Origin of the sequence: Desertibaculum subflavum (assembly GCA_003576705.1) — a bacterium.
In the GTDB taxonomy this organism is placed as follows: domain Bacteria; phylum Pseudomonadota; class Alphaproteobacteria; order Ferrovibrionales; family Ferrovibrionaceae; genus Desertibaculum; species Desertibaculum subflavum.
Genome location: QOZS01000045.1, coordinates 35822 through 45701 on the forward strand (window position 1 = coordinate 35822; position 9880 = coordinate 45701).

The following is a 9880-nucleotide window of genomic DNA, read 5'->3' on the forward strand; positions in this document are numbered from 1 at the left end:
TGCCAAAGTCGACGGCCTGCGCAAAGCCCGGATGGGTGCTGCATGCCAGTCCGGATTGGCTATGCCCTTGCCGCGCCGGCTGACGACGGTCTCGGAATTCGCTCTCCGCCCATGCCTCAGGACGACACGGTGACCTCGACCGACATGTGTTCGAAGGCGTCGGTCATCCCGACGAAGCTGCCGGTGACGGGCATCACCTGCCGTATGTCGCGGCCCACGGCAACGGGAATCAGATCGGCGCCGCCCACCTTGCGGTTTGTCGGATCGAACGTGATCCAGCCCGCGCCCGGGACATAGACTTCCGCCCAGGCATGCGTCGTGTCCGACCCGACCGGTCCGGCCATGTGCTGGTCGGGTATATGGAGATAGCCGGAAACGATCCGTGCGCCGAAGCCGAGGCTCCGGACCGCCTCGACGAAGAGAACGGCGATGTCCCGGCACGAGCCCCAGCCGCGCGCCAGGGTCTCCGCCGGCGTTTGCGTCCCTTCGTCCTCCCGGCTCTGATAGGAGATCCAGGCCGAGAGGCCGGCATTGACGTCCTTCAGCAGCGCGAGCGTGTCGGTCGGATGGCTCCGCACGAAAGCCTGCGCCCAGTCCCGCAATCGCCCGGTCGAATCGGGGTGCTGCTGCACCGTCAGCGCGCCGAGATCGGTCCACTCATCGTCGCTGTAGCGAAAGGGATACCGCGCGGCCGAGGCGGCGATCTCGAATACCGGCCATGAGGCGGCGTCCAGCCGAAGTTCGGCCATGCTGTCGATGATCAGCCGGTCGGCCATCGTGTGGAACGTCGCCGTCGCCACCGTGTTGCCGCCGACATCCTGCGCCCAGCTCACCTGCGCCGCAGGCTCCACGACCAGGTTGAACGACAGCAGCCGAACCTCGTGGCTTTCGCGCGGCCGCAGCATCAGGCGGTGCGGGCGCAGGCTGACGGGCTCGCGGTAGCGATAGGTCGTCTTGTGGCGGATCCTCAGATTGACCATGGGCACCTCAGGCTCGGATACCGCGCTGGCCGTGGCCCAGGAACGCGCGCCGTGCTTCCGCGCCTACGTATCGTCGAACTGGGCCGGCAGCCGCCCGGCCTTGAAGATGATGGTAGGGGTCTCGTCGTAATCACCAAGCTCGCTGTCGCCGGCGGTGGCGAAGGCGACGACGCCGGCCTTGGTCGGCGCCAGCCTCTCGGCCGTCTTGCGCGCGGCCTCGGCCGACCGGCAGCGCATCGGCGTGTCGGCCTTCAGGCCGTTCCCCTTGCCGGCCAGGAAGGCCTGAACGAGAAAGATCGTCTCACGCGCCATCGGGCACCTGGCCCTCCGTCCTCGCCCAAGGCTGCGGCGAGGCGACAGGCGCCGGGGCGCGCCTGCCGCGTGACCCTCCTCCGCGACGGATCAGTAGCCGGCGCCGTCCATGCCGCCGGGCGTCGCTGCCGCCGGGTCCTTCTCCACGCGCTCCGCCACCATCGCCTCGGTGGTGATGAGCAGCGCGGCGATCGAGCCGGCCCCCTGCAGCGCCAGGCGCACCACCTTGGTCGGGTCGATGATGCCGGCCTTGATCATGTCGACATAGGCGCCGCTCTGGGCGTCGAAGCCCTGGTTGGTGTCGTTCTTCTCCAGCAGCTTGCCGACGATGATCGAGCTGTCCGCCCCGGCATTCTCCAGGATCTGGCGCGCCGGCGCCTGCAGCGCGCGGCGCAGGATGCCGATGCCGACCTTCTGGTCGTCATTCGCCGGGCTGAGGCGGCCGAGCGCCCGGCCGGCATAGAGCAGCGAGACTCCGCCGCCCGGGACGACGCCTTCCTCGATCGCCGCGCGGGTCGCATGCAGCGCATCGTCCACGCGGTCCCGGCGCTCCTTCACCTCGATCTCCGTCGCCCCGCCGACGCGAATGATGGCGACGCCGCCGGCCAGCTTCGCCAGCCGCTCCTGCAGCTTCTCCTTGTCGTAATCGGAAGTCGTCTCCTCGATCTGGGCGCGGATCTGGCCGCAGCGGCTCTGGATATCCTTCTTCTTGCCGGCACCGTCGACGATCGTGGTGTTCTCCTTGTCGATCCGCACTTTCTTCGCGGTTCCCAGCATGGCGAGCGTGACGTTCTCCAGCTTGATGCCGAGGTCCTCGCTGATCACCTGGCCGCCGGTCAGCGCGGCGACATCCTCCAGCATCGCCTTGCGGCGATCGCCGAAGCCCGGCGCCTTCACCGCCGCGACCCTGAGGCCGCCACGCAGCTTGTTCACCACCAGGGTGGCGAGGGCGTCGCCCTCGATCTCCTCGGCGACGATCAGCAGTGGCCGGCCGGATTGCGCCACGGCCTCGAGCAGCGGCAGCAGTTCCTGGATGCCCGACAGCTTCTTCTCGAACAGCAGGATGTAGGGATCCTCGAGCTCGCAGATCATCTTCTCGGCATTGGTCACGAAGTAGGGCGAGAGATAGCCGCGGTCGAACTGCATGCCCTCGACCACGTCGAGCTCGGTCTCGAGGCCCTTGGCCTCTTCGATGGTGATGACGCCTTCGTTGCCCACCTTCTGCATCGCCTTGGCGATCATGTTGCCGATCTCGCGGTCGTCATTGGCCGAGATCGTGCCGACCTGGGCGATCTCGGCATTGGTCGATATCTTCGTCGACCGCTTCCTGAGATCCGCCACCACCGCGTCGACCGCCATATCGATGCCGCGCTTCAGGTCCATCGGGTTCATGCCGGCGGCGACCGATTTCGCGCCCTCGCGCACGATCGCCTGCGCCAGCACCGTCGCGCTCGTCGTGCCGTCGCCGGCGAGATCGCTGGTGCGCGAGGCGACCTCCTTGACCATCTGGGCGCCCATGTTCTCGAACCGGTCGGAGAGCTCGATCTCCTTGGCGACCGTCACGCCGTCCTTGGTGATGCGGGGCGCGCCATAGGCGCGGGCGAGCACGACATTGCGCCCCTTGGGGCCGAGCGTGACCTTCACCGCATTGGCGAGAATCTCGACGCCGCGCAGCATCTGCGCGCGCGCATCGCCGCCGAACTTCACTTCCTTGGCTGGCATCCACTGTCTCCGATTGTTTGGCGGCGATTTCCTCGTGGCATCCCGCTCCGCCACGCGCATTCCGTCCGATCAGTTCATGCTCAACGGCTCCGGGCCGTTCAGCCTCGTCGCATGTCTCCCGGCAGACGCGTCCGCAACCGTTGCCGCGGCGCTCCTCGCCGTCGACGACGACAGCCGTCGCTCAGCCGCAGACGATCGTCAGTCGTTGGTTGGGAATTGGGACAAAGTGCGAGACAGCCCAAGGCGGCGTCCTCTCGCCCTGCAGCGCGCAGAAGCACGCGGTGCTCTCGCCAACCGGCTGCAGGAACGCCTTCGCTGTCTATATTTGACTGTGCGCCACTTCCGCCGCGTTGTCGAACTTAATCCCGCGGGCCGCCCGGGCGGCACGGCACAGATGGCCCTCTCCGACCGGCCGCCTTCGACGGCGCGATCGTCAGGTGCTGCCCCACGCCCCAAGGGCTCGCGCTTCCCGCCCAAAATGCTATACAAATGAGCACATGGCCCCGACCGGTCTGAGACATTCGTGGTTGGCTTGCACTGTTCCCAAGGGGACGTTTGAGGGGATAGATGGCGGTAACTTTGGGGCGACTGGTTCGGGCGCTGAGCATCGCCGCAATGCTCGCTGCCGCTTGGCCGGCGAGGGGGCAACAGCCGTCGCAGGAGGCGGCGCCGCCTCTGAAGCCGGCGCCCGAGGCCGAGGCCGAGCGCCGCGCGCGCGAGGCCCTGTCCCGGCGCGGCGTGCCGGTCGGCTCGTTCGTGCTGGATGCGGGCGGTGAGATCTCTGGGCAGTACGACGACAACATCTTCGCCACGCCGCGCCGCCGCATCAGCGACCTGATCACGACCGTCTCGCCCTACCTCGCGCTGCAATCGAACTGGAAGCAACATGAGCTCAAGTTCGATGCCGGCGCCGATATCGGCCGGTATCTCGACCACAGCGATGAGGATTTCGAGGATTTCCGCGCCGGCTTGGAGGGTCGCTACGACCTGAGCGGCGGGTCCAACCTGTTTGGCGGCGCCCGCTTCAACCGTGAGCACGAGAGCCGCGAATCGCCGGACGACGTGGCCGGCCGCCAGCCGACCACCTACAACCGGATCGAGACCTTCCTCGGCACGCTGCAGCGCATCGGCGCTGCCAGCATAAGGTTCGGCGGCACCTGGGAACGTTTCGATTTCAATGACGTGGATGCGACGCCGGCCGACATCAACAACGATGACCGCGACCGCAACATCTTCGAGCTCGGCTCCCGCATCGGCTATCGGGTCACGCGTGAACTCGAGCCCTTCGTACAGGGCGCGGTAAACTGGCGACGCTACGACGCGAGCACCGACGATTCCGGCTTCGACCGCGATTCGACCGGCTTCGGCGTCGCGGCGGGCGTGCTCGTCGAGTTCATGCCCGGCGTCGACGGCGAGGTTCTGATCGGCTATCTGCAGCAGAACTATCAAGGCCCAACGTTCAACAATCGCTCGGCGGTCGATTTCGGTGGCCGCCTCAATTGGCAGCTGGCACCGAACACCCGCACCACCTTTTACGTCGATCGGACCTTGGAAGAGACGACGCTTGTCGGCTCGTCCGGATACCTCAACACCGTCGCCGGGCTCTTGATCGACCACGCCATCCGGCGCGATCTGGTCCTGACCGGCACCGCGTCCTATACGCATTCGGATTTCGCCGGCACCAACCGCCTCGACGAGCTGTACAGCGCCGGCGCCGGCATCAAGTACTTCTTCGCGCCCAACTTCTATATCGGCACGGACTATCGCTTCATCCGCCGCGAATCCAATGTGGCGGCGGCGAATTTCGACGAGAACCTCGTCTTCCTGCGTCTCGGCGCGCAGCTCGCCGACGGCTATCGCGCTGCCGGCAGTACGCCACCGCAGGATTCGGGGCTGTACGGCGGCCTGCAGGCCGGGTTCGGGCAGATCGGCAGCAAGCTTGCCGGAGACCGTGGCAGCGGCACCTTGGTCGCGGATTTCGCCGAGAGCGGATTCAGCGGCGGCGCCTTCGCCGGCTATGGCGTCACCACTGCGCCCTGGTATCTCGGCCTCGAGTTCGAGGCGGAGGAGAGCGAGGCGAACTGGGGGCACGCGCGGCTGCCGGGCGGCCGCGTGTTCGGCGTCGACAAGGGGCCGAGCTTCGGCGGTGCGGTGCGGCTCGGTCGCTGGTTGCCCTATGGCTCGCTGGTCTACGCCCGCGTTGGCGTGGTCCGCACCGAATTCGACACCAAGTACCGCACCGCCAGCGGCAATGCCTTCGACAGTTCCGATGCGCGCTACGGCTACCGCGTCGGCGGCGGCGTCGAAGCGCCGCTGACCCAGCGCGTCTTCCTGCGGATGGACTACACTTATACGAACTACGGCGACTACGACATCGCCACGCCGTCCAGCACCGACAATTTCGACAACAGCGAATCCGTGTTCCGCTTGGGGCTGGGTTACCGCTTCCAGGACCTGCCGAAGGCGGCTGAGCAGAGTGCGCCGCCACCCGCCCGGTTCCAGGGTTTCTATGCCGGCCTGCAGGGGGGCTACAGCACGCTCGACACCGACAACAGCGGCGACCGCGATGCAGGCAGCACGCTGAACGCGGATCGCGGCGGCAGCGGACCGGTGGGCGGCGCCTTCGCCGGCTACGGCTTTCTGCTCGGCGACGTCTATCTAGGGGTCGAGCTGGACGCGAGCCTGAGCGACAGCGGCTGGGAGATCGCCCGTGATCCCACTGGCCGCGTCTATTCCGTCGACCAGAAGGAAAGCTTCGGCGCCAGCGGGCGGATCGGCTATGTCGTCATGGATCGCGTACTGATCTACGGTCGCGCCGGCGCGACCCGGACGCGGTTCACCACGCGCTATGCCGACAGCGGCAACTTCGTCAGCCAGGACGATACCATCACCGGCCTTCGTATCGGCGGCGGTGTGGAAGTGCCGGCGACGGAGAACCTGTTCGTCAGGTTCGACTACAGCATCATCACCAGCCTCGACACCTATCGCGTCAACTACGTGACCGGTGTCGACTCGTTCAAGAACAACGTTGCGCAGTTCCAGGCCGCGATCGGTTATCGGTTCTAGTCATTCGATTCCATCTGAACAGGCATGCGCATCGCGCGGCGACTAAGTCGCTAGCGGCTGCCGATGCATTGAAGACATAGCTACATAGTTTTTCTTTTCATCGAGTTGGCCGCTCGTCGCCCCTCGTCGTGCGAATGCGTCGCGCATTCATCTCGCGAGCCAGCTTGTGATGATCCAACAATGTTGACGCACGTCAAAGCGCGCTCCGCGGCGTCGCGTAGGTTTTCTCCATCATCTGAAACCCCTCGGCGGAGAGAACGAAAATGACTGCAACAGCCTTGAAGCGCGGAGCCCTGGCGACCGCTTCCGCGATCGCGCTGGCGGCCTTTGCCTTGTCCGGCGCTGGCATTGATATGGGCGCCGGTCTGTACCTCACGAAGTCGGCCGCGGCGCAGGGCGCCGGCGGTCAGCACGGCAAAGGGGCGGGCGGCAGTGGCGGCAGCACGGACCGCGTGCCCGGCGCGGGCCAGGGTCAAGGCGGCAAGGGCGGTGCCGGCAAGGGCGGCATCGACCGCATCCTCAAGGCGCCGCCGCCGGATTCCGATTCCGATCGTCCGGCCTGGGCCGGCGTCAAGGGCGGCAAGAGTGGCGGCGGCGGCAAGCCGGCCGGCGCTGGTTCGAAGAAGGGCGATCTCTACGGCGATCTCTACTTCATCGTGCGCGATCCGAACGGCGTGCCGGTGCTGGTCGACGGCCTGCCGCAGGTCTACGCCTTCGTCACCGACGCTTCGGGCAACCTGGTGCCGCTGATCGTCGACGGTCAGGCGGTGATCATCCCCCGCAACGAGGAAGGCGATCTGGTCACCACGGTCACAATCGGCACCACGACCTACAACGTGGTTCCGGGCGAGATCGAGCTCGGCCGCACCAACGTCGCACGTTCGCCGTCGCGCGTTCTGGACAAGGCATTGGAGAGCGTCAGCACCGCCATCGCCTCGGCGACGACGGTGACGATCGATGCGTCGGGCCGCCTCGTGATCGACGGCGCCACCGTGGACTCGCCACTGGAAAATCTGGCCCTCTATGTCGAGCTGATGAACCCCACTGTTCTGAGCGGCAGCCTGGATCTTTCGAAGCTGCCGACGACTTACAGCACGGCGGCGTTCCTTGCGGCTGCGTCGGACAAGACGGGCACGATCAGCGTCGACACCCTCGTCTATCTCAACTCGATCCTCAAGGTGAACACGGTCTCGGGCACCACGACCATCTACTATGACTACTCCACCTACAACTACGATCGCCTGAGCACCTGGTCGAACGTCACGGCCACGGTGCTGGTGCTGAAGGATGGCGTCTACGTGCCGACCGTGGTGAACATCTACGAGGCGGTGTTCAGCAGCACGAACTGGACCGATCCCACCGCGACCGGCGGTGCGGACGATTTCGCCAAGGCCGCGGACGACTATCTGCAGGTGATCGAGTACATCCACGACAACGAGGTGAGGTAACTGCCTCATCGCGTGTGCCCGGGCCTCTCCCCCCTCTCCCCCGAGTGGCCCGGGCGCCTCATTCTCGCTCGCTCGAGTTCGATCTCCGGATTGCAGGAGCGGTCCATGCTTGATTCTTTCCCTCCCGGCCGGCGGTTGGCCGCGCGAGCTCTCAGCGCCCTCTCCTTCCGGTCTGCGCTGCTTGCCTGCGCGCTGACGGCCGCGATGGCGTTCCCGATCACGCCCCATGCAGCCGAGAGCGGTCATTCCGGCAGTGGCAAGGGCGGCGGTCAGAGCGGCACGCATGGCGGCAGCACCGGCACCCATGAGGAGGACGATCACGAAGAAGGCGGCAGCGGCCACAAGGGCAAGGGCGGCAAGGGTATCGAGGACAAGGTCTTCCGCGGCGGCGAGCACGGCGGCCGCGGCGGCGCGGGCGGCAGCGGCGGCGTCGAAGGTCGTGTTCTCAAGGGCCGCGGCGGCGAAAGCGGCACCCGTCCGGCATGGTCCGGCGGCGCGGTGCCGGAAGATGTCGAACTCGGTCGCCTCAACATGGCACGCAGCCCCGACCACGTGCTGAATCGCGCCTTGAACGAGGCCTATACGACCAACCTCGACAAGAACAACGATGGCGTGCTCGACGCCGATGCCTCGATCCCCGACGTCGAATCGCCGATGCAGAACCTGGCGCTCTTCAAGGAGGCACTGGCGGGCGCCCGCAAGGTCTCGGGCAGCTGGACGCTGCAGGATGCGGCGCAGTTCCTGGGCAAGGCCGCCGACAAGAATATCCCGATCACCGAGGACACGGTCCGCGCCATCGGCGTGATCCTGGAGACCCAGGCCGATCTCTCGACTTTCAGCTACGACCGCGCGGCGGCCCATGCACAGGACCTCGGCCCCGTGTTCAACAATGTCGGCTACTCGGGCGCCGGCGCCTCGGCCTTCGCCCAGGCAGCGGACGATGCGCGCGCCGTCGTGCAGTTCCATCACGACAATCCGGAATGACCCGTCACCGGGTCATCGGGGGGACATGTCGTCAACGAGAGGTGAGTTCCATGATGCTATCGAGACGAGCGGCTCTGATGATCGCGCTGGCCGCTGGTGCGGCCGCGGTCGGCGGCCAGCCGGCCTTCGCCCAGCAGGAACAGATCTACGGCAGCCAGATGATGACGCAGCAGGAGCGGCTGCAGTATCAGGAGCGCATGCGCAACGCGAAGACGCAGGAAGAGCGCGAGCGTATCCGCACTCAGCATCACACCCAGATGCAGGAGCGTGCGAAGCAGCGCGGCCTCAAGCTGCCTGACGAACCGCCGGCGCGTGGTGGCGGGGGCATGGGCCCAGGCGGCGGCCAGGGGCCCGGCGGCGGTCAGGGTCCAGGCGGAATGCAACGCCGCGGTGGCCGGAGCTGACCGGCTTCCGCCCCAGTGCCAAAGAAGGAGGACCAGCGATGACCGGTCGAACCTTGCTGATCGTAGCCACGCTCGTCGGCGTTTGCGGCGGCGCGTGGGCTCAAGGGCAGACGCAGGTTCCCGCCACGACGTCCACGCGCACCACCGTCGGCGGACAGGTCGACGAGAAGACGCGTGCGGCCGAGGAGGCGGTGAAGCCGAAAGCGGCTGAAGAAGCCGCCAAGCAGAAGCTCGACGAGAAGAGCACAAAGCCGAAACCGAACTGACGCGGCGACGACGGCCCGGGGCGAGCGCGTAGACGCCTCGGGCCGATTCGAGCGACGTCGCGGACGCTCGCTGAGCTGATAAACCCGCAATCGGTTGAGTCGCTCACACCCCGAGCTTGGCCCTGAGCGCCGGCTCGTCGTCCAGGCTCTCGGCGAATTTCTCCAGCCGTCCCGCCGCGGCGCCGGCCGGCAGCATGATCATCAGCCGGATCAGCTGGTCGCCCTCCTCGCCGATCTTCTTGGTGATGCCCTTGCCGCGCAGCCGCAGAATGGTGCCCGAGTTCGCGCCCTTCGGCACCTTCACCGTCACCGGCCCGTCCAGGGTCGGCACGGTGACGCGGCTGCCCAGCGCCGCCTCCTTCAGGCTGACCGGCAGGTCGAGCTGGATGTCGTTGCCCTTGCGCTGGAACCAGGGATGCGCCGCCACCGTCACCTCGATCAGCGCATCGCCCGGCTCGCCGCCGAGCAGGCCGATATCGCCCTGGCCCTTCAGGCGGATCTGCTGGCCGTCCTCGATCCCGGCGGGAATGCGCACGTCCAGCGTCTTGCCGTCGGGCAAGGTGACGCGCCGCGTCCCGCCGCGCGCCGCCTCCTCGAAGGTCACCTCGATCTTCAGCCGGCGATGCTGGCCGCGGGCGGCCCCGCCGCCGCGGCTGCGCCCGCCGCCCGTGCCGCCGCCGCGCCCGGCACGGCCGAAG

Annotated in this window: 9 protein-coding genes; 5 read left to right on the plus strand and 4 right to left on the minus strand. The window is 67.2% G+C overall.

Annotated elements, in window-relative coordinates; translation table 11 throughout:
* Positions 1–116: 116 nt before the first annotated feature.
* The 3 genes from DT074_RS20720 to groL form a co-directional block, all read right to left on the minus strand.
* On the minus strand, positions 117–980 hold the full coding sequence (locus DT074_RS20720) for a transglutaminase family protein (protein WP_119421774.1): 864 nt from the start codon (positions 978–980) through the stop codon (positions 117–119).
* 63 nt (positions 981–1043) lie between these two features.
* Positions 1044–1292 (minus strand): hypothetical protein, encoded by a 249-nt coding sequence (locus tag DT074_RS20725; protein WP_119421775.1) that lies wholly within the window; start codon positions 1290–1292, stop codon positions 1044–1046.
* A gap of 90 nt (positions 1293–1382) precedes the next feature.
* Positions 1383–3014, minus strand: coding sequence for a chaperonin GroEL (groL, locus tag DT074_RS20730; protein WP_119421776.1), 1632 nt, complete (start codon positions 3012–3014; stop codon positions 1383–1385).
* Positions 3015–3629: 615 nt separating this feature from the next.
* Between groL and DT074_RS20735 the strand changes: the two genes are divergently transcribed.
* The 5 genes from DT074_RS20735 to DT074_RS20755 all read left to right on the plus strand — a co-directional run bounded on the left by DT074_RS20735 (position 3630) and on the right by DT074_RS20755 (position 9182).
* Positions 3630–6080, plus strand: coding sequence for an outer membrane beta-barrel protein (locus DT074_RS20735; RefSeq protein WP_162915054.1), 2451 nt, complete (start codon positions 3630–3632; stop codon positions 6078–6080).
* 263 nt (positions 6081–6343) lie between these two features.
* A complete protein-coding gene (locus tag DT074_RS20740; protein ID WP_162915055.1) occupies positions 6344–7528 on the plus strand; it encodes a hypothetical protein in 1185 nt (394 codons plus the stop codon).
* A 204-nt stretch (positions 7529–7732) separates the two neighbouring features.
* Positions 7733–8512 (plus strand): hypothetical protein, encoded by a 780-nt coding sequence (locus DT074_RS20745; RefSeq protein WP_162915056.1) that lies wholly within the window; start codon positions 7733–7735, stop codon positions 8510–8512.
* 77 nt (positions 8513–8589) lie between these two features.
* Positions 8590–8916 (plus strand): hypothetical protein, encoded by a 327-nt coding sequence (locus DT074_RS20750; protein WP_368744809.1) that lies wholly within the window; start codon positions 8590–8592, stop codon positions 8914–8916.
* Positions 8917–8954: 38 nt separating this feature from the next.
* Complete coding sequence (locus DT074_RS20755) at positions 8955–9182, plus strand: hypothetical protein (protein WP_119421780.1); 228 nt, start codon at positions 8955–8957, stop codon at positions 9180–9182.
* Between the two features lie 103 nt (positions 9183–9285).
* On the opposite strand, the gene DT074_RS20760 is transcribed toward DT074_RS20755, so the two are convergent.
* Positions 9286–9880, minus strand: a 595-nt coding sequence (locus tag DT074_RS20760; protein WP_368744810.1) for a J domain-containing protein, incomplete at its 5' end; no start/stop codon positions are given.

Bases quoted from the DNA above. Each gene is read 5' to 3' on its own strand.
- groL (WP_119421776.1), bottom strand. From the start codon at position 3,014: ATGCCAGCCAAGGAAGTGAAGTTCGGCGGCGATGCGCGCGCGCAGATG.
- DT074_RS20735 (WP_162915054.1), top strand. From the start codon at position 3,630: ATGCTCGCTGCCGCTTGGCCGGCGAGGGGGCAACAGCCGTCGCAGGAG.
- DT074_RS20725 (WP_119421775.1), bottom strand. From the start codon at position 1,292: ATGGCGCGTGAGACGATCTTTCTCGTTCAGGCCTTCCTGGCCGGCAAG.
- DT074_RS20755 (WP_119421780.1), top strand. From the start codon at position 8,955: ATGACCGGTCGAACCTTGCTGATCGTAGCCACGCTCGTCGGCGTTTGC.
- DT074_RS20740 (WP_162915055.1), top strand. From the start codon at position 6,344: ATGACTGCAACAGCCTTGAAGCGCGGAGCCCTGGCGACCGCTTCCGCG.
- DT074_RS20745 (WP_162915056.1), top strand. From the start codon at position 7,733: ATGGCGTTCCCGATCACGCCCCATGCAGCCGAGAGCGGTCATTCCGGC.
- DT074_RS20750 (WP_368744809.1), top strand. From the start codon at position 8,590: ATGATCGCGCTGGCCGCTGGTGCGGCCGCGGTCGGCGGCCAGCCGGCC.
- DT074_RS20720 (WP_119421774.1), bottom strand. From the start codon at position 980: ATGGTCAATCTGAGGATCCGCCACAAGACGACCTATCGCTACCGCGAG.